The 19,167-nt window shown below is 45.5% G+C and carries 24 protein-coding genes and 1 pseudogene; all 25 read left to right on the top strand.

Annotated elements, in window-relative coordinates; genetic code table 11:
- Positions 1-18: 18 nt before the first annotated feature.
- The 25 genes and pseudogenes from DSOL_RS06115 to DSOL_RS06005 all read left to right on the top strand — a co-directional run bounded on the left by DSOL_RS06115 (position 19) and on the right by DSOL_RS06005 (position 18,997).
- Positions 19-726, top strand: a complete 708-nt coding sequence (locus tag DSOL_RS06115; protein ID WP_075363993.1) for a 4Fe-4S dicluster domain-containing protein — start codon at positions 19-21, stop codon at positions 724-726.
- Positions 719-1,648, top strand: coding sequence for a CoB--CoM heterodisulfide reductase iron-sulfur subunit B family protein (locus DSOL_RS06110; protein WP_170871452.1), 930 nt, complete (start codon positions 719-721; stop codon positions 1,646-1,648). Before DSOL_RS06115 ends, DSOL_RS06110 begins: the two co-directional genes overlap by 8 nt.
- Before the next feature lie 16 nt (positions 1,649-1,664).
- Positions 1,665-2,678, top strand: coding sequence for a CoB--CoM heterodisulfide reductase iron-sulfur subunit A family protein (locus tag DSOL_RS06105; protein ID WP_075363991.1), 1,014 nt, complete (start codon positions 1,665-1,667; stop codon positions 2,676-2,678).
- A gap of 29 nt (positions 2,679-2,707) precedes the next feature.
- Entirely contained in the window at positions 2,708-3,097 is a 390-nt protein-coding gene (locus DSOL_RS06100; RefSeq protein ID WP_075363990.1) for a 4Fe-4S dicluster domain-containing protein, read from the top strand.
- Positions 3,094-3,675, top strand: coding sequence for a 4Fe-4S dicluster domain-containing protein (locus DSOL_RS06095; RefSeq protein WP_075363989.1), 582 nt, complete (start codon positions 3,094-3,096; stop codon positions 3,673-3,675). Before DSOL_RS06100 ends, DSOL_RS06095 begins: the two co-directional genes overlap by 4 nt.
- Complete coding sequence (locus DSOL_RS06090; protein ID WP_075363988.1) at positions 3,675-4,541, top strand: CoB--CoM heterodisulfide reductase iron-sulfur subunit B family protein; 867 nt, start codon at positions 3,675-3,677, stop codon at positions 4,539-4,541. Before DSOL_RS06095 ends, DSOL_RS06090 begins: the two co-directional genes overlap by 1 nt.
- 527 nt (positions 4,542-5,068) lie before the next feature.
- Complete coding sequence (locus DSOL_RS06085) at positions 5,069-5,935, top strand: hypothetical protein (RefSeq protein WP_139314396.1); 867 nt, start codon at positions 5,069-5,071, stop codon at positions 5,933-5,935.
- 2 nt (positions 5,936-5,937) lie between these two features.
- Positions 5,938-6,468, top strand: a complete 531-nt coding sequence (locus DSOL_RS06080; protein ID WP_075363987.1) for a YeeE/YedE thiosulfate transporter family protein — start codon at positions 5,938-5,940, stop codon at positions 6,466-6,468.
- 1 nt (position 6,469) lies between these two features.
- Positions 6,470-7,048: a YeeE/YedE thiosulfate transporter family protein gene (locus DSOL_RS06075; RefSeq protein WP_170871451.1), complete on the top strand. Its 579-nt coding sequence runs from the start codon at positions 6,470-6,472 to the stop codon at positions 7,046-7,048.
- Between the two features lie 33 nt (positions 7,049-7,081).
- Entirely contained in the window at positions 7,082-9,292 is a 2,211-nt protein-coding gene (locus DSOL_RS06070; RefSeq protein ID WP_075363986.1) for a molybdopterin-containing oxidoreductase family protein, read from the top strand.
- A gap of 11 nt (positions 9,293-9,303) precedes the next feature.
- Positions 9,304-9,879, top strand: a complete 576-nt coding sequence (locus DSOL_RS06065) for a 4Fe-4S dicluster domain-containing protein (protein ID WP_075363985.1) — start codon at positions 9,304-9,306, stop codon at positions 9,877-9,879.
- Between the two features lie 23 nt (positions 9,880-9,902).
- Positions 9,903-10,799: an NrfD/PsrC family molybdoenzyme membrane anchor subunit gene (nrfD, locus tag DSOL_RS06060; protein ID WP_075363984.1), complete on the top strand. Its 897-nt coding sequence runs from the start codon at positions 9,903-9,905 to the stop codon at positions 10,797-10,799.
- 36 nt (positions 10,800-10,835) lie between these two features.
- The gene (locus DSOL_RS06055) at positions 10,836-11,288 is read left to right on the top strand and encodes a QcrA and Rieske domain-containing protein (RefSeq protein ID WP_075363983.1); all 453 of its coding nucleotides are present in this window, start codon (positions 10,836-10,838) and stop codon (positions 11,286-11,288) included.
- Positions 11,285-11,902, top strand: a complete 618-nt coding sequence (locus DSOL_RS06050) for a cytochrome b N-terminal domain-containing protein (RefSeq protein WP_075363982.1) — start codon at positions 11,285-11,287, stop codon at positions 11,900-11,902. The genes DSOL_RS06055 and DSOL_RS06050 overlap by 4 nt, the downstream gene beginning before the upstream one ends.
- A 13-nt stretch (positions 11,903-11,915) precedes the next feature.
- Complete coding sequence (locus DSOL_RS06045) at positions 11,916-12,281, top strand: hypothetical protein (RefSeq protein ID WP_075363981.1); 366 nt, start codon at positions 11,916-11,918, stop codon at positions 12,279-12,281.
- 1 nt (position 12,282) lies between these two features.
- Positions 12,283-13,779, top strand: a complete 1,497-nt coding sequence (locus DSOL_RS06040) for a cytochrome c3 family protein (protein WP_075363980.1) — start codon at positions 12,283-12,285, stop codon at positions 13,777-13,779.
- A 231-nt stretch (positions 13,780-14,010) separates the two neighbouring features.
- Positions 14,011-14,304: pseudogene (locus DSOL_RS28720) on the top strand (thioredoxin family protein); the annotation flags it as partial.
- Positions 14,305-14,355: 51 nt separating this feature from the next.
- Complete coding sequence (trxB, locus tag DSOL_RS06035) at positions 14,356-15,297, top strand: thioredoxin-disulfide reductase (RefSeq protein WP_235838717.1); 942 nt, start codon at positions 14,356-14,358, stop codon at positions 15,295-15,297.
- A gap of 67 nt (positions 15,298-15,364) precedes the next feature.
- Positions 15,365-15,517, top strand: a complete 153-nt coding sequence (locus DSOL_RS27865) for a hypothetical protein (protein ID WP_170871450.1) — start codon at positions 15,365-15,367, stop codon at positions 15,515-15,517.
- Between the two features lie 40 nt (positions 15,518-15,557).
- Positions 15,558-16,190 (top strand): methyltransferase domain-containing protein, encoded by a 633-nt coding sequence (locus DSOL_RS06030; protein WP_207649608.1) that lies wholly within the window; start codon positions 15,558-15,560, stop codon positions 16,188-16,190.
- A gap of 303 nt (positions 16,191-16,493) precedes the next feature.
- Positions 16,494-17,849 carry a radical SAM/SPASM domain-containing protein gene (locus DSOL_RS06025; RefSeq protein WP_075363978.1) on the top strand — a complete coding sequence of 452 codons (1,356 nt, stop codon included), beginning with the start codon at positions 16,494-16,496 and terminating at the stop codon, positions 17,847-17,849.
- Between the two features lie 11 nt (positions 17,850-17,860).
- Positions 17,861-18,064, top strand: a complete 204-nt coding sequence (locus DSOL_RS06020) for an FmdB family zinc ribbon protein (protein ID WP_075363977.1) — start codon at positions 17,861-17,863, stop codon at positions 18,062-18,064.
- A gap of 52 nt (positions 18,065-18,116) precedes the next feature.
- Positions 18,117-18,317, top strand: coding sequence for a DUF362 domain-containing protein (locus tag DSOL_RS28715; protein ID WP_075363976.1), 201 nt, complete (start codon positions 18,117-18,119; stop codon positions 18,315-18,317).
- Entirely contained in the window at positions 18,310-18,507 is a 198-nt protein-coding gene (locus DSOL_RS28710; RefSeq protein WP_075363975.1) for a hypothetical protein, read from the top strand. Before DSOL_RS28715 ends, DSOL_RS28710 begins: the two co-directional genes overlap by 8 nt.
- A gap of 103 nt (positions 18,508-18,610) precedes the next feature.
- Complete coding sequence (locus tag DSOL_RS06005) at positions 18,611-18,997, top strand: DUF302 domain-containing protein (protein ID WP_075363974.1); 387 nt, start codon at positions 18,611-18,613, stop codon at positions 18,995-18,997.
- Positions 18,998-19,167 lie beyond the last annotated feature (170 nt).

Below are 19,167 nucleotides of genomic sequence, written 5' to 3'. Positions count from 1 at the left end.
TGAATAGGGGGGAGACTCGTGCTCGAACAAGTTAAAGACTGGGACGACGATTTTTATGAGCGGTGGAAGCCCATCGCTATGGGATTTGTCAATGAAGCAGAACGATGTTTGCAATGTGGAAAATGTACAGGACAGTGTCCTGCTGCTGCGGTAACACCTGGATACAATCCTAGAAAGCTGATTCGTGACCTTGTTGACGGTAATGTCAAACGAATTTTGTCAAGTGTCGAACTTTGGCAATGTTTCTTCTGTAGTGGTTGTTACTCCACTTGCCCTATGGATATCAACTTTCCGTTCTTCATTTTCATGCTCCGTCTAGGCGCCATGAATGAAGGGTATGGTTGGGAAGATGTAAAACAGCTCGAAGCTTATGCGGAAAAAGACTACCTTAAGGATGGGATTACTGTTTCGACTCGGGAGCGGAATCCATTTGTCGTAGATGCGATTGGAGACATCGGTAAAATTCGTGAAGCAGCGGGGCTCCCTCCAAAGCGGATCGTCAGTAAACGGGGTGTGGCCGAGATTAATATGATCTCAGATCTGAGTGGAATGACCAGCTTTATGAAGAAAATTGGAGGAGTTGACCTATTGGATTGCAATGCTTGTGATGATGCGCAAACTAAACGGTGCAAGACAAAGCCAATGCCTTCTAAAGTTGGTAAAATCAAAACAAAGACACGTTTTTACAATTATGGAGAACCATCGGGAGGGAAGACCAATGCCTAGGCTTGATAAAGTAGCTCAAATTCCAAAACCAGAGAAAATCTTCGTCTTCAAAAGCTGCGTAGCTAGTAATAAATATCCTGGGATTGAAGCATGTTCATTCGATTCCCTGCGTGTGCTTGGAGTAGAACCTGTGGATTCGGATGAACAGACCTGTTGCGGTGGCTTTGTAACGTTTGCCAATGTTGCAGCTCCAACGGCTTCCATGCCCGCAGTGGCGCGTAATCTGTCTTTGGCTGAGGAAAAAGGGTTAGACACCTGTGTTGTTTGCAATGGTTGCTGGACCTTCTTAAATGAGTTTGGTCATTTTATGAATCACAATGAAGAAGTGAAGGCTAGTGTCAATATGATGTTAAACATGATGGGCAAGGAATATAAAGGGACAAGTAATGTTTATCATATCGCTGAAATGTACTACCGCTTAAAAGAAGAACTTGCAGCGAACGTAAAACGCCCGCTCACAGGGATTAAGGTGGCAACTCACTATGGATGCCATTATCTAGGGGGAGGTAAATATACTGCTATCGATGATGCACAGATGCCTTCCTATTTGGAAGAAATTATTGAAATTTTAGGGGGAGAAGTCGTCCCTTATACAGCAAACCGCGAATGCTGCGGAACGGGCTTTACGCAGATTATTAATGGCAAAGACCTTTCTATAGAGCATACCAAGAGCAAACTGGATTCGGTCAAAGAAGCTGACCCAGATATTCTTGTCGTGCAGTGTCCTTATTGTCACAGTCAGTTAGACCGCATTCAACAACAGTTGAATTTCCGTGATGAGGGAGATTTCCAAACTCCTGTTTTGCACATCGCTCAACTCGTCGGTATGGGTTTGGGACTTGATGTAGCGAAGTTAGGTTTTGCCGCCCATGTTAGTGGACGTGCACGTCTGGAGAATGTCTTGGACCGGATCGGTCGTTAAAAGAGGAGGAAGGATCTTGAGCAAAAAGACGTTAGTCATCGGCGGAGGGATTGCTGGAATTACGGCCGCACAGAAAATTGCCCAAAACGGTGGAGAAGTAATTTTAATTGAAAAAGAGGACGCACTCGGAGGCAACTTTGCAAAATTAACCTATACATTTCCGGTCCTCGGGGATGCGAAATCTTTAGTTTCTCAGGAAGTTCAAAAAGTTCAGGCCGCGCCGTCAATCGAGGTCCTGACAAACACTACGTTAACAGCCTGCCAAGGAAGTGTCGGGTCCTTCTCCGTTGAGTTAAAGACGATGAACGAAACCCGCCAAGAGACCGTCGGCGCTATTATCGTTGCAGCGGGATTTCATTATATGGAGCCAACTGCCTACACTGAGTATAGCTATGGACGGAGTCCCAAGGTGGTTACGAGTTTAGAATTTGAAAAGATGGCTGCAGAAAACCGACTACCTCAAGGAAATGTTCGGGTCGTCTTTGTGCACTGCGTTGGTTCACGCGATAAAGCCAAGGGTTATGTATACTGTTCAAAGATTTGCTGCTCATATTCCGCAAAGCATGCCATTATGTTGAAAAAAGCTAATCCCGAGTCAAAAGCTTATGTTTTCTATATCGACATCCGTGCGCTCGGCAAAGGATACGAAGAGTTCATTCGTTCGGCCATGGAAGAGTATAATGTGCGCTATATCCGCGGACGGGTGGCCAAAGTGCTGGAAAGCGAAGGGAAACTCCTCGTCCGTGCCGAGGATTCACTCATGGGAAACCCTGTTGAAGTTGAAGCTGACTTGGTTGTCTTAGCATCGGCCATGGAACCCCCTGTTGGGTCACGTGAACTGGCGAACATTTTAGGCATCGCAACCGATGAGTATGGATTCTTCCAAGATGTGGAGTCAAATGTTCGACCTTGCCACTCGTCCAAACCGGGTATTTTCCTTGCAGGAAGCTGTACGCAACCGATGGAGATTGCCAGCGCTGTGGCGATGGGTGGACTTTCAGCCAGTGAGGCTCTCGCAGTGACCCGCTAAGAACGCTGAAAAGTGAGGATGTGAACCAAATGCGTTTGCGCATTCATGAAGATGGTATTCGAACGATCGTAGAAGAGGGCATTCAAAAGTCCCTCACAGCCTGCTTGCAATGTTCAAAGTGTGGTGGAGGGTGTGCCCATCTGGATGAATTCGACTTGTCCCCACGCCAAGTGATTGAATATTTGCTGGATTGTCTGGATGAACAGGTTTTGAACAGCCGTACCATTTGGCTTTGCGGCAAAAATTGTACCGGGTGTGAGGTAATATGTCCCGTCGGTATTCCCTTAAGTGAGATTATGGCCACGCTTCGCAAAGAAGCAACGCGGCGTGGTATTGAACCTAAATATGAGCAACCGTCTTTGATATATCATAAGTATGAGCACTGTTCGAAACACCGAAGAGAGGGTGAAGAGGGTTGAAAGTAGTACTACAGGAAGAACATAGCTTTCTTAATGAGGTGGAAGCCCGAAGCGGACAAAAAGTACAAGAATGCTATCAATGCAGTAAATGCTCAGGAGGGTGCCCATTTTCCCGGGTCATGGATTATGCACCGAACTCCATTTTGGAAATGATTGTCTATAATATGAAAGATCAAGTTCTACCCAGCAAGTCGATTCAAATGTGTATTCAATGTGGAACGTGCGGTGCGCAGTGCCCTGCGGGTTTCGAACTTTACAAAGTGATGAATGCGTTGCGGGCGATGTCCAAAGAAGAAGGGTATACGTCTAACGAGAAGAAAATCCCTAAGATGAATGAGATTTTCCTCGGAGAAGTACGGAACATCGGACGCATGCATGAAGTTGGCCTGATGGTCAAGAACATGCTTTCTCAGGGAGAACTTGTCCGAGATGTGGCAGCCCTGATTCCGATTGGTCCACCTATGTTTTTGAAGGGTATTATGGGTTTCGGCGACATCCTACCTCGTAAGATTCACGGGCAGGCTGCAGTGGCTAAAATATTTGAAAATGTTCAGAAAATGCAAGGAGGGCATGCGTGATGAAAACTGGTTACTTTCCTGGATGTTCCCTCCATTCAACTGCCAAGAACTATGAATCCTCAACCCGAGAGGTATTTAAAACCTTAGATGTCCAATTGGAAGAAATTCCAGACTGGAACTGCTGTGGGTCAACCCCTGCTCATCAGGTGGATCATCTTTTGGCCTTGGCCTTACCGGCAAGAAACTTAGCGCAAGCTGAGAAGGCAGGAATGAAAGAAGTCATGGCTCCCTGTGCGGCATGTTTCAATCATTTACGTACGGCTGAGATCGAGTGTGCTGAAAGTAAAGAAACATCCCAGAAAGTTCAACAGGCCATCGAGATGAACTACAAAAATACGGTTCACGTGTTAAACATTTTGGAACTATTGGTGGATCGGATTGGGCTTGACAAAGTGGCTGCTAAAGTAAAAAAACCCTTAAAGGGTTTGAAGATTGCTCCCTATTACGGATGCATGCTGACTCGCCCGGCGAAGATTGCCCAGTTTGACCATCCGACGAATCCGGTAAGCATGGATAAACTCTTAGTAGCCTTAGGGGCTGAAGTGGTTTCTTGGGACTGTAAAACCGATTGCTGCGGTGCAGCTTATGTGTTAACAAGGCCGGAAATTGTGGTCGAGCTGAGTGGCAAGATCGTTTATCAAGCTAAAGAAACGGGAGCCGACGCCATAGCAACCGCTTGCCCCATGTGCATGTCGAATCTCGATCTGCGCCAAGGGGCCATGGCAAAAGCCACTGGGAAAAAGGCGCAGGTGCCAGTGATGTACATTACTGAACTCATTGGTATGGCTTTTGGAATTCCTAACTCTGTATTGGGTATCCGTAAGCATGTTGTTAGCACTGCGTCTATGGTCGCTAAAATCAGTTAAGCTAATAGTCTTTAGTCTAAAGATATTAGACGAGCAAGAAGCCCGAAAACTAATTATAGTTTTTGGGCTTCTTTTTCTATTTTACTTGTAACAAAACGTATGAAATCTCGAGGTTTCTCGGTGTTTTTTGGCTATTCCTTAGTGTAGGACTCTAAGGTCGGTGATAATAGTCTTTAGGATAAAAGGTAAGCTGAACGGTTGACAAATTAAAGCCATTCGAATATATTAATGATGTAATATATATACCTAACGCGGGTATAGGGGGCTCGATAGTGTAAAAGACCTTCGGGTGGCATAAGTGCGCAAGGGTGTTCGTATTGCTAACTCTCAGATAATTCTCTGCTTGGTTTTATTTGTGAATATTTTACCAATAATAATTACCTTTTAGTTTACCTTGGCATAGTTATATAAAACTTTTTAAAAAACATTACCCCATCGCATCCAAGAATGGCCTTTGGAGGTGGTAATAGGACAAAAGTTCTTATCTTAAATCAAATCAATATTAACATGTGAGGTGAGGAGCAAACGTGAAAAAGAAAAAGCTGTCCTTATTAGCCTTAATTTTTGGCATCTTCGGTATTGTGCTCATGGGTTCTTTTTGGCTGTCAACTCCAAAAGATACCCAGGCTGCCTGTGGGGCATCAACCTCCTCCTGTAAAACCTGTCATGAGGTTCAAGGAGCGGACCCTGTCTCCAAAAAGGGAGATTGGCATACCCAACACTCCTTTGGAGATTTCTGCCAGGCCTGTCATCTAGGTGTAGCTACGGAAACAGATAAGACAAAAGCTCATGTAGGGGTTGTCGCTAAGCCCTTAGCGCAACCGGATCAATCCTGTGCATCCTGTCACCCTGCAGATGTAGCGGCTCGGGTCGCAAAATACGGCGGAGCTGCAACAACTTCAACTCCTACAGGAACTACCCCTGCAGCACCGGGTGCCTCAGCGGCTGGAACGGCTCCCGCGACAGGGACTGGAACAGTCACTCCGTCTCCGGCAGCAACTCAAGTTCCGCCCAGCGCAAATCCTAACTTTGACATCCTTGATTTTAACACCAGCGGTAAGTTGCCCTGGCTAGCTTGGGCGATCGTCATCGCAGACATCTTGGCACTCTTGATTTTAGCTGTCCTGCTATGGAAGTGGAAAAAAGGGTTATGGCCCTGGGCCTTCGCGCAAGGAAAGCATAAGAATGTTCCATTTAACACTCTGCCACCGGAAGTTCAAGACGTGTTCAAACAATTACTAAAAGGGGATATGCATACCGTTTTGGCTCTCCAAAAGATTCTAGAACGTGAACACGGGAGTCAATTGTTGCAAGCCATAACAACGATGGATGAAAATGAACTTAAGTCTTTGGCTTCGTTAGGTGAGAGAAAGAATGGAAAGGGGGAAATTTAACCGTGTCCTTTAATGAAAAAATGAAGGAAAAAGTATGGTCCCCTTGGGCAGCAGGAGTTCTTTTGGGACTAACGGCCATCGCTTCCTATGTTTTGGTCGACAAAACTATCGGCTCTTCAGGTGGTATCGAGAGCATTGACAGTATCCTTTTGAAAACATTTCATTTAAATTTGGCAAATTCCATGTACTTTAAATTCCAGATGCCACCCGTCGTTAGTTTTCAAATTATACTCTTTGCTGGAATGTTGCTGGGTGCCTTTGTCTCCAGCAAGTGGTCTAAGGATTTTAAGTTTAGAATAATGCCGGATCAGCAGTGGACACAGAACTTTGGACCCAGTAAGCTAAAGCGCTGGGCGATGATTTTTCTTGGTGGGATCATCATCGAGTATTCCGCAGGGATTGCTGGCGGGTGTACGAGTGGTTTGGCTATTTCAGGAACCATGCAACTTTCGCCAGCTGGGCTGCTCTTCATTGCAGGGCTGTTCGTGTCTGGGATCATCACAACGAAGATTTTGTATGGGGGGGATTATTAATATGACAACGTATGTTGTCCCCTTAATCATTGGTTTTTTCTTCGCCTTTTCTCTACAGAAAGCTGGCTTAGGTCACTATCATCGGATCGTTAATCAATTCCGTTTCAAAGATAATACCGTCATGAAGCTCATGATGACAGGAATTTCCGTAGGACTTGTGGGTCTCTATACCCTGAAAGACCTCGGTTTTATCCAGTTGGATCAAGTATCCTCCACTTATATTGTAGGAAACCTTTTGGGCGGACTCCTGTTTGGGGTTGGTATGGCCATCGCCGGCACGTGACCGGGTACGTTGATCACAGGTTGTGGTCAGGGAAATTTAGATTATTTAATTCCGGGAGTTTTGGGTTTTCTCGTCGGGGGGGTCATTTTTGGAGCCACTTACCAATCCGTTTTCTTAAAAATATCCACCATTGGTTCCTATGGACAAAAAACTCTGGAAGAACTTCTCTATGTCAATCATTGGCTATTCATCTCGCTCTTTGTCCTGTGTACTATCGTGTTTTATGTGGGTTCAAAAATTATGGAGAAATCTAAAGACGCTTCAAAGACACAGGTCAACGACTTAAACTTGAATTAATTATTCTATCTCCCAAGGAAAGGAGGCCTCCATGTGTCCGAAGTGTATACTTGGGATCAATTGTTCAGCCGCCGTCAGTTTATTAAAGGAACTGCCGCAGGTGCTGCACTGGGCGCTACCTCTGGCTTTGGGCTCCTAGCGCAAGGAACCAGCGTAAGCGCGAGTCAAAGTTCAGTGCAGACATCAGCTACAGGTGCAAAGACTGTTACCACCATTTGTGAGCAGTGTGTCTGGCGGTGCGGAGTTATGGCTAAGGTCGAAAATGGCGTCGTGAAGAAGTTGGAGGGGAATCCAGATCACCCCAATAATTTAGGAAAACTATGCCCTCGTGGAAATGCGGGCATTGAAACGATGTATAGCCCGGATCGCATTAAATTTCCAATGATTCGAGCAGGGGCACGGGGAAGCGGTTTGTGGCGGAGGGCTTCATGGGATGAAGCTTTGAGCTATACTGCAGATCAAATGAAGAAAATCAAAGATAAATACGGCGCCAAGGCTATGATGTTCAACTCGACGGACAATTTGTCTCAACCGTTTTTTGAGATTCTGCTTAAAGCCTATGGAACTCCTAATTACGGCACGCAGCGAAGTTTATGTTTTAATGCCATGACTACCGGATTTCTGTATACCTACGGTGTACCGCAACCGGGGACAGATTATAAGCATTGCAAGTATATGATTTTCACGGGCAGAAATCTGGCGGAGGGAATTTCCAATAACGAAACTCAGGAAATGATCGAAATGGTGGCCAGAGGGGTTAAGGTCGTTGTGCTTGATCCACGTTTCAGCAAGACGGCGGCGAAAGCAACGGAATGGTTGCCGACGCGTCCCGGCACAGATTCAGCCTTCTTCCTTGCGATGATCAACGTGATCATAAAAGAAAAATTGTACAATGCAACGTTTGTCAAAACGTATACTCAGGGTTTCGAAGATCTGACCACTGAAGTGAAGGACTATACGCCTGAATGGGCGGAGCAGAAATGCGAGATCCCAGCGACGACCATTCGCAGGATCGCGCGGGAGTTTGCGGCTGCTGCTCCAGCGGTAATTGCCCATCCCAACTGGAGGACTTCGAACTTTGTAAATTCATTTCAAACGGAACGGGCCATCGCAGTGCTTAATGCTCTGATGGGTAATTGGGCACAGCCGGGCGGACTGATTCCCGATCAGGAAATCAACACTGCCAAGCTGGGGGTTCTGTCCCATCCTCCCTTCCCACCGACTCAGGGAATGCGCCTTGATGGAGTGCCCTGGCAGTATCCTATGGTCCCCTTATCTTATGGCGTGATCCAGACGATGCGGGATAATATTTTGACCGGTAAACCCTATGAGGCTAAAGGGTGGTTGATCTCCAGGCAAAATCCGGTGCTCTCGATTCCGGAACGACAAAAAACCATTAACGCTTTAATGAAGTTAGATTTTGTAGCGGTGATCGATATTCAAGCGAGTGATACGGCGTATTATGCGGATGTGATTTTGCCTGAATCCAGCTATCTCGAACGCTATGACGGTTTGATACCGATTGGCAATAAGATCTTTATCCGCCAGCCCGTGATCGAGCCTCTCTACGAAACGAAAAGTAGCTTAATGATTTATAAGGAACTCGCGGATAAGTTAGGGTTAGGAGAATTTCTACCTTATAAGGATGAAAAGGATCTCTTGACCCTGCAACTTAAGCCGTTTCCAGTCAGTTTGGAGGAATTACAGCGAGCAGGGCACTATGTCGTGCAAACTCTGAAAGAAGACCATTCCAAAGACTTTGAATTCCAAACGAGTAGCGGAAAAATCGAGATTTCGTCCAGCATAATGGCCCAGATGGGCAAGAAAGCGGTGCCAACTTGGAATGAACCCCCACGGCCAGCAGCGGACCACTTTTACCTCTTGACAGGGAAAACCGCTCAGCATTCTCAAATGTTCACTCAGAATAACCGCTGGCTCTTGGAAGTCTTTTCGGAAAATCGTGCTTGGTTGCATACTTCGGTGGCCGACAAGATCGGGGTTAAGACGGATGATCGAGTGGTGTTGGAAAGTGAGGTCGGCAAGGTGAGTATTAAAGCCTATGTAACAGAGGGTATACGACCAGATTGTATCTTTATGGTTGGAGGGTTTGGACACATAAGCAAAGGGCTTAAATCAGCTTATAAGCTGGGAGCAAGTGATTCCGCTCTACACAAGACCGTCACAGACCCGATCTCGGGAGGTTCGGCCTTAAGTGAAACCTTTGTAACAGTGAGTAAGGCGTAGGAGGAGAAAATATGGCTGTTCGCATGGGATTTGTCATCATTACCTCGCGCTGTATCGACTGCGATGCCTGTATGGTGGCTTGTCGCGCGGAAAATGACGTGCCCATTGGGCATACGAGAAATTGGGTAAAAAGTAGTGGAGTTCTGGGACAGTTTCCTAAGGTGAGGGAAATTTTCCAACCTGGAAACTGCATGCATTGTGACCACCCACCGTGTGTCTCCGTTTGCCCGACGGGGGCTTCCCAAAAACGCCCAGATGGGATTGTCATCGTAGAAAACAGTAAATGTATTGGATGTAAATACTGTATTACGGCTTGTCCGTATGATGCTCGCTTTGCTAATCCTGAAACGGGAAAGGCCGACAAGTGTACTCTCTGCTTACAACGTCTAGAGCAAGGACTTCAGCCAGCGTGTGTGCAAACTTGCTTAGGAAAATCTCGGCAGGCAGGCGACCTCAATGATCCGAATAGTATCGTTTCTAAGTTGATCGCCAAATATCCGACCCGTCAGTTGCTAAAACATGTGGGAACGGGCCCTAATATTTATTATATTGATGACGTGGTACCAGAAATACCCGAGGGCAAATAACGGGCTTAGGAGGGAGTCTTCACGTGGAAATAACTTGGGGCTTAATGATTGTTATTTACCTCTTCACAGCAGGAGTGAGTGCAGGAGCCATGGTCACGTCCAATCTGGCCTTGCTCTACGGCGGCCAAGACTTTGAGCGCGTTGGCCGCTGGGGTGCCTTTATCTCACCCTTCCCCATTTCCTTGGGCTTAGGCGTGCTTTTGCTAGATCTAGGAAGTCCTTTTAATTTTTATCAATTATTTTTAACCTTGCAAGTAAGGTCCCCGATGTCCTATGGAAGTTGGGCAATTCTGTTCTTTACAATTTTAAGTGTCATCTATCTATATCTTTGGCTTCCGGAAAAATTTCAAATTATTGGGCAGACGAAGACTTTAGAAAAATGGAAAAAGGGCTTAGCTAAAGGGATGCCTTTCTTAGCAGTAGGTGTGGCATCGTACACCGGCCTTCTGCTTAATGCCGCCGTACGTCCCTTATGGACGGCCCCCTTACTACCCGTGCTGTTCTTAGTGTCTGCTTTGTCGACAGGGGTAGCGTCCGTGATTTTCCTATCGGCGCTAAGTCCATGGCAACGTGCGAGTCATAAAGAATTGCATGATTTGACCAAGGCAGACGCTTTACTCATTATTCTGGAATGTTTTATACTATTAATAATGATCGTAATGGGCAGACTAAGCTCGGTAAGCGTCTCGGATGCCTTCGGAAGTCTGTTATACGGAGAGTTCGCTGTGATTTTCTGGCTTCTGATTGTCGGACTCGGGTTGCTTGTCCCCTTTTCGCTGGAGTACCTAGAATTGAAAGACAAAATTCCTGTCCGTTGGACGTTACCTGTGACCATTAGCAGCAGTTTTCTAGTTCTTTTTGGTGGATTTTTTGTGCGTTATATTATCACCTACGCTGGGCAATGGAGTAGCTGGTTTTAGTGGTGGAGGTTTTGTGGTAGGAGGCTGGGGAACGAAATGGCTAGGCAATCAGAATGGACAAGACGCGCGGTGTTGCGCTTAGCGTGGGTTGGAATTGTCGCTGCCGGTGCACTGACAATCAAGCCTCTAGCTCAGTATCTCACCAATAATGAGGATCGACTGCGATCTCCTTTAGTGTTCTATGACAAGCCGCTCGACGAAAACATTGACTGGCAAAACACCTCCACTTCTCGGGTTTGGGTAAAGCGGGACACATTGGGCATTATGGCCATGGTTGCGACTTGCACTCATCTCGGCTGCGAAGTGAATTATCATCCGGAAAAGAAAGAATGGTTTTGCCCTTGTCACGGTAGCATTTATGACTCAGAGGGCAGGCCCCTATCCGGACCTGCCCCTAAAGCGTTGACAAGAGTGGCTGTAGAACGCAAAGCGGATGGATCTCTCATCATCAATACTTCGAAACAAGTTGGATTGGATGCACGTCTATGAAAAACTTTGTGAACCATATTAGACCCCGTTTTGTTCCAGACGGGGTTCTATCCGTACTCTATACTTTTTGCCTAGGAGGGTTGTCTTTCCTAGCATTTATCGTCTTGGGGGTCACGGGACTTCTGCTGATGTTTCACTATCAACCGGGAGAGAGCACTAGCTTTAGCAGTATTGTTACGATAGCTTCTGTGATTCCTTACGGTGGGGTCATTCGGAATTTACACTACTGGGCAGGACAGATCATGGTCGTCACCGTAAATCTACATATGCTACGGGTCGTTTGGACCCATTCCTACAAGTCGCCTAGGCAACTGAATTGGCTGGTCGGCGTGGGTCTGCTGGTTCTTATCTTGGTTTTGGATTTTACCGGTTACTTACTAATCGGTTCACAAGAAAGTGGTGCGGCCGCAACCGTTGCTGTCAATATTTTGGGGTTAATCCCTGGTTTAGGTACTGCCCTGGGGCAGATTTCGCTCGGCGAACCTTCGGCATTAAGCGGAAGTACCCTAGTAGTGTATGTATGGCATTGTGTCGGGCTACCTATGGTTGCTTTGATACTACAGTTCTATCATTTCTGGCGGATTCGTCGTGATGGGGGAGTACGTCCGCTCTAAGGGGGAGACCAAAATGGCCCGTTCACCAATAAGACACCTCAAGGAAAAAGAGGGCATCGCTACCTTGTTTTTTCTCGTAGTTTGTACTGCTCTGGCCTTAGAATTTACGCCTAGTGTCGGAACGAGCAATTTAGCTCCCGCCGTTACACATGCCGTTGCTCCTTGGATTTTTGGACCTTTCCAAGTTCTTTTATTGTACCTTCCTCCCTGGTTAGGCGCTCTAATTGTCCCGATTCTAATAATAAGCGGGTTTTCAGGGTTACCTTGGCTCGTGGATTATATCGGTATTAAGTGGGGGCAGATGATCTTCAGCACTCTCTTCGGGTTTGTCCTACTCCTTCTTCTGTGGTTTATGGTCAAAGAATTGTGGTGGATTTAATATGAAAAAAACATTCTTGCTAGCAAGTCTTTTATTAATACTGATCGTGATTCTGGCGCTGAAACAGGAGAACACTCCAAGCTGGACTCGTTATCAAAGAGACTATTTTACGGAGCAAATTTCGAAATTGCAAGTTCAGCTCGGTACTATAAACGATTCAACTAAGAAAAACCAGCTTCAACAAGAACTTGCAAGTTATCAAACGCGTAAGCCTGAGATCATCAACCTTGTTCTTCCTAATGGGAAGGTCGAGCGCTGCAAAACATGCCACATCGGAATTGAAGAAATATCGAACTCCCATCCCAGCAATACGTTTGGGTGTGCGGTATGCCATGGAGGAAATCCTCTCTCGCTAGACAAAACGACGGCCCATGCCCAAATGTATGGGGGGGGGCATCCGGGTTCACTCGATGTCGCCTCTTTAAGCTGTGGAGGGACAGGGGCGAATGGAGTAGCTTGTCACACAGGTAACCATGAACAGGCCAAAAATGAAGTCGATCTAGTGAAGACCTCGATCATGTCCACGAAGGCGGGAGAACTCAGTGTTGTGCGCATGATGTTCGGATTCGATAAAACCAAGGATGTACCGGGACTCACCAAGGGACAGGTGGGATTTCTTTATCCTAATCCGCTGCAGGGACGACCTAATGAAAAAGACTTCCAACAGAACTGCCTCAGTCAATGTCATCAAAGTGGAGGGGATATTCCAACTCCTATTGCGACAAAGAATCCTCACCCAGAGGTCACTCAAGGTAAGGTGCAGGCCGAATCAAAGGCTATACAAGGGAATGGCTGTGAGGTATGTCATGTCTTGACTAATCCTACACATACTTACATCGGTGCGGATACGACCATGAAGTCCAGTAATATTGGGCGAGGAAAGGTCCATAGTCTAACGACCCAAATTCCTTATACCCAGTGTAATCAGTGTCACAACCAAGGCAACCATGACCCTTTAAAAATGAGCTTTGCTATTCGCTCAGATATGACTAAGGTTGTAAACGACTGGAAAGCCGGAGATACGAATTGGTTGGATCGTCTCAAAGATTACTATTTACCAGGCGAAATTTTCGCTCAGTGTGAAGTGAGTCTGGATTGCATCGATTGTCATACACGACAGGATGTGATGGGAGATAACAAACTTTATACCTCTCAATATGATGCGGTCCATCTGCAATGCCAAGATTGTCATGGGACGAAGGAAAAACTCCCCCAAACCAAGATAATCAAGGATACTAATGACCTAGCATTTGAAGAGCAAATAACGAATTCAAAGTTTCCAGAGCTAAAAATTGGAAATGAAATTCTTATGACGGCAAAAGGAGAGGAATTGCCCTTCACACGCCATCAAGGAAATGATTGGGTACAGAGTAGCCGTGTAACAGGCAAGACCTTCAAAATCCCCTTAGTCTATGGAAGCAAGTGCCAGCAATCCCTCATGGAACAGGGAGCGGATTCGTGCCATAAATGTCATAACCGAAGTGCCTCACACCCTTGAGCCCAGAAACAATAAACGTTTTTGGGCTTCTTTTTACCCCTTAGAAATACGACTCCAACGTAGGGCACTGGTGTAGAATAAATAATTGAAAATGAGAAAAGATATTGTGAAGAAGGGTTGACAAATGAAAGAGAGACGAATATATTAGAGTAGTAAAATACCCCTGCAGGGTATAAGGGGTATGAGGAAGATGGATGCCTTCTAAGAGGTTTATAAAAAGGAGCGAGATCAATGGATGACCATATTCTTCATTTATCAGTAGAAGAGTTTGAAGATGAGTTAAAAAACTTTAAGGGTTTAATTGCCCTCGACTTTTTTTCCGAGGATTGTCCTCCTTGTGCTCAACTGGCACCGATCTATGAACGTATGGCTGAAAAGTTTCCCGATGTTAAATTCGTAAAAATGTTGCGTCAGGCGAATCGTCCATTGGCTGAAAAATTTGGGGTCAAAGGAAGTCCGACCGTTTTGTTTTTTCGCAAGGGAGAGGAAGTAGGACAGCGTTTGAGCGGGTATATCTCCATAACCCAAGCGCGCCAGGCTTTTGAGAGTTTACTGGGCATAAAACCTGAAGAGATTGTGAAAGAAAAGGTAGGCGCTGATGTCTTGATTTTGGGGGGAGGGCCTGCTGGCTTAACCGCGGCTACCTATGCATCCCGCGCCAAATTAAAGGTAATCGTCGTAGAAGAAGGTCTCGCTGGAGGGCAAGCGGCAACCACGTATCACATAGCCAATTATCCAGGGACACCAGGGGTTCTCAGTGGTAAAGAATTGATGAACAACATGATTGACCAAGCCAAGGGTTTTGGAACAGAAATCCATGACCTCAAAGAAGTCGTGAGCCTTGATCTTCAAAGGGAGGTGAAGCGGATTATAACGGAAGACGTCGAATACGAGGCGCCAGTGGTAATTTTGGCAACAGGCGCAGAATCTCGACGTCTGCCTGCTGAAGGGGAAGCGGATTTCCGTGGTAACGGTATCCACTACTGTGCGACCTGTGATGGCGCAATGTATCAGGATGCTGAGGAGGTTATCGTTGTTGGTGGAGGAAACTCGGCAGTAGAAGAAGCTGTGTACCTGACGAAGTTTGCGAAGCACGTCACCATAATTCATCAATTTGATCACTACCAAGCATCTAAAACTGCTCAAGAAGAAGCGTTTGCCAATCAAAAACTGAGCGTAATTTGGGATTCTGAAGTTCGCTCCATTGTGGGAGAAAAGCATTTGACCGGAGTGGTCATTGAAAATGTTAAGACCCATGAAATGAGCACGGTCGAGGCTAATGGAGTCTTTGTTTATATCGGTATGCAACCCCGCACAACCATTTTTGCTGAGCAAATCAAGCTTAATCAATGGGGGTATGTTGAGGCGGACGATGAAATGCGAACAAATCTGGCAGGCGTCTTTGTAGCAGGGGATGTTCGCAGTAAAACGGTTCGTCAAGTGGCCACGGCTGTCGGAGATGGAGCGGTTGCTGCTGTTAATGCAGAGCGTTACTTGGCAAGTCAGAAACAGCGCTAAGACATGTTTGGAGATTTTTGGGGAACACTATTTTAAGGTCAATCTATACTATAGGAGGGTTTAAAAAATGGTAAATATTAACTTGACACCAGAGGAAGTCCAGGTAATTTTGAATTCTATTGATAACTGCCTCAAGACGTGTAAGGAGGGGGGAGCCAGTACAGGGTGCCCCGATTGTACTAAATTACAAGGTGTGAAGGATAAGCTTCAGGCTGTCTAACTGACGATGGTCATTCTATATAAAATTGAGGGTGAGACTCGTGGCCGTGTTCGAAATCATGAAAAGGTATACAGGAGAAAACGAAAACTCCAACTTGAGTTGTGGCGGAAATCTCGCTTTTTTGAATTTAAAACAGGGCGAAAAAGTGCTGGATCTTGGATGCGGTCGTGGGGAGGAAACCCTACAAGCTGCAGAGCTCGTCGGAGAAAACGGATTTACTTGGGGACTTGACATTACTCCAAAAATGATCGAAAGAGCTCAAGAACGTCTCACACAAGGATCACTCAAGAATGTAAAATTCTTAATATCGTCGATGGAGAAAATTCCGTTAGAGGATGCCAGCTTGGATGCAGTGATCAGCAACTGTGCTATTAATCATGTGGAAGATAAGGTGGCCGTTTATCGTGAAATCCATCGAATCCTGAAACCTGGTGGTCGGTTCGTTGTTTCTGACATCATGACGGATACCCCACTTCCGTTAGAGATTAGGCAAGATCCTGAAGCAGTTGCAGCCTGCTTTGGAGGGGCCATTACGGTGGACGAATATGAAAAAGCGCTAGTTGCTGCTGGATTTAACACGCTGGAGATTTTCAAAGAACGACACTACGTCAAGAATGGGTACGAAATGATCAGTCGTACATTTCAAGGGCAAAAACGCCACTACGCTTGTTAATGAGAGGGGGTGAACTCATTGCGTCCAATCAGCAAACTATCGTCAACCTGCTGCTCGAGCCTGGCCTTATCCGTCGCTCAATGCTGCTCAAAGTCATCTAAAATCGTCGCTGGATGCCACGACTGATTTCAATAGGCGGCAGCGTTGAGCTGTCGTCTCGTCTTTATTCAATTTTTTGACTCTAGCGCGTTAGGGCTGCACCAAGAATATGAAAATGACGCTGTTAAGATCTCTTAAGAGAATCGTTTTGCAGCAAAAGCATAGAAGAGTTCCCAGACGAACGTGTAAGAAAAGAGTGGAAACATGTATTTTAGCCGTTATAACCTGATCTTGCCAATGAAAGAAAATCCGGAATTCCCTTATGCCATCATGAATTCATTGTCGGGCGGGTTTGACCTTGTAAAAACTCAGGAATTTGATAAACTCCAAGGTATAAAACGAGGAGACGCTTTAGACGACAACGAGTTCATTCAATATTTAACTGAGCGAGGTTATCTCTATCCAGATGAGCAGGCTGAAAAGAATCGTCTGAACGCCCGATGGCCTGAATTTGCAGAAGCCCTGCAGGAGACAGCTCCTCAAGTTCTCTTGGTCCCGACGTATGGGTGTAACTTAGCTTGCACTTATTGTTACCAAAGTGGGATTAAACAAAAATCACAACTGATGAAACGAGAAGTTGCAGACGCTTTTTTTGATCATCTAAAGGTCCAATTTCCTGATCAAAAACCATTTATCACCTTATTTGGCGGGGAAGCATTAAATGGTTCACCACGTCAGAAAGAAATTATTGACTACATTGTTAAAAAAGCCGCACAAGGCGGGTATGCGATTACAGCAGTCACTAATGGTTACGATCTATTGTCGTATTTAGATATTCTCCAGCAGGCCACCGTCAAGGAAATTCAAATCACCTTAGATGGTCCGCAAGAGGTTCACGACCAACGTCGCCATACGATCGGGGGGCAAGGGACGTATACCAAAATTATGCTCGGTGTCGAGGAGGCTGTACGACGAGGGATTCCGATTAATTTACGAGCTGTGATGGATAAATCCAACTTTGAAGAGCTTGTTACCCTAGCTGAAGACTTAGACAACAGGGGTTGGCTGGATCTTCCTCCTCAACGATTCAAAACCCAAGTGGGTCGCAATTACGAACTGTTTGAGTGTTCTGCTACACCGATGCATTTACTCAGCCATGCCGAACATTGGGCGATGTTTGTGGAGCTAGCCGAGAAACATCCTGTACTCAAGAAGTTCCATAAGCCGGAGTTCAAGGGAATAAATCACTTGGTCCAAACTGGTGAACTCTATTTGCCATCTTATGACACTTGTCCAGCTTGTAAAACAGAATGGGTGTTTGACTTATACGGCGATATTTATGGTTGTACCGCAACAACAGGACAGGAGCAGTTCAAACTAGGCACTTACTTTCCAAAATTTCAACTTAAGGAAGATGTGAAAGAATGGCAGGAACGAAGTGTGCTTACGATTCCAGAATGCCAGGACTGTGAAGTTAGCTTGATCTGTGGCGGAGGATGCGGTGCTGTGGCCAAAGATAGGCATGGAAAAGTGCTGGCTCCGGATTGTCATCCAATTAAAGAGTTGTTAACGATTGGGTTAAACTACTATGGGGATGATATACTGAAGATGGGTTATTAGGGGGGAGTTCAATGCCAAGTTATGACTTAGTTTGTCAGACATGTACCCACAAGTTTTCAATCTTTTGTACTATGAGCCAAAAAGACCATCAAGTTTGTCCAGAATGTGGGAGTACCCAAATTAAGCAGCGGTTTACGACGGTTAATGTACTGGGAAAAAGCTCTGGCGGAGGATCTGCCGCGGGTTCAAATCCAGTTCCTCAGCGCTTTGGCTGAGCGGGTTGCTAAGCGAGAAACCGGGTGTTTCTTTTAATGAGGGGGAGTAGAAATGTCAGCGTTCATCTTGGAAAAGCTGTGTCGGGGGTGCAAACGCTGTGTCAATACCTGTCCCGTACAAGCGATCACGATGTTTTCCCATCTAGCAATTGTAGATTCAGCGATCTGTATTGAATGCGAAGCCTGCATGGAAGCTTGTATGCATGGTGCAATTACCTTTGCAGCGCTAGAGGAGAAGAAAACGAATGGTTGATATAAATCAGGCCCAAGAAAAACGTCTTGATCAACAGGAATTACTGCTCCAGCTTGACGCTGTAGAAAAAAAGTTAGCAGATTTAGAAGCACGCTGGCCTTTTCATTCTGTGCAACCTAAGATGGTGGCGGAACGAGAGGACTTGGAAGAGGAACGAGACCGCTTATTAGGCATAATCAATCCAGCGTGATAGTTGAATACTCTGATACCACGTCAAATTTTTCTTTTAAATGTAAGAGTTTCCGTAAAGACGGATCAGGAATATGAAGAAGACGAATAAGGAGGGTAATTACATGGATATAAAATATGAAGTAAAGACCAGTAAAACCTTTTCAACTGCCGTTGAAGATTTGAAAAAAAGCTTAACTGAAAATAAATTTGGTGTATTATGGGAGCTCAATTTTAAAGAAAAGTTGGAGGAAAAGGGATTAGATTTTCATCAGAATTTTAAGGTGTTGGAGGTATGTAATCCAAAACAAGCTAAAGAGGTATTAGATCGTCATATTGAAGTTGGCTACTTTTTACCGTGTAAAATGGTTGTGTATGAAAAAGAAAACAGTGTTTTTATGGGGATGATGCGTCCTACTTCTATGATTGGCATGTTGGAGCAAGAAGAACTACTAAGCATTGCACAACAGGTAGAAACAGTGTTGAAGAAAGCTTTAGATGAGGCGATTTAGCAAGATAGTTGTTGGATGAAATCAATGAAAAGGCAAAGGCACTCTGTCCGTATAGATAGGATGCCTTTATGCTATTATTTGTTTTGTGAAAATAATTATTTGAAGAGTTCTTAACGGCGAAATATTGGGTTGGTGTGAGCACAGCTTTTTAGTATAAGATAAGATGCATT

Origin of the sequence: Desulfosporosinus metallidurans, from assembly GCF_001936615.1 — a bacterium.
GTDB lineage: Bacteria > Bacillota > Desulfitobacteriia > Desulfitobacteriales > Desulfitobacteriaceae > Desulfosporosinus > Desulfosporosinus metallidurans.
This window is presented reverse-complemented; position numbering and strand designations above follow the sequence as displayed.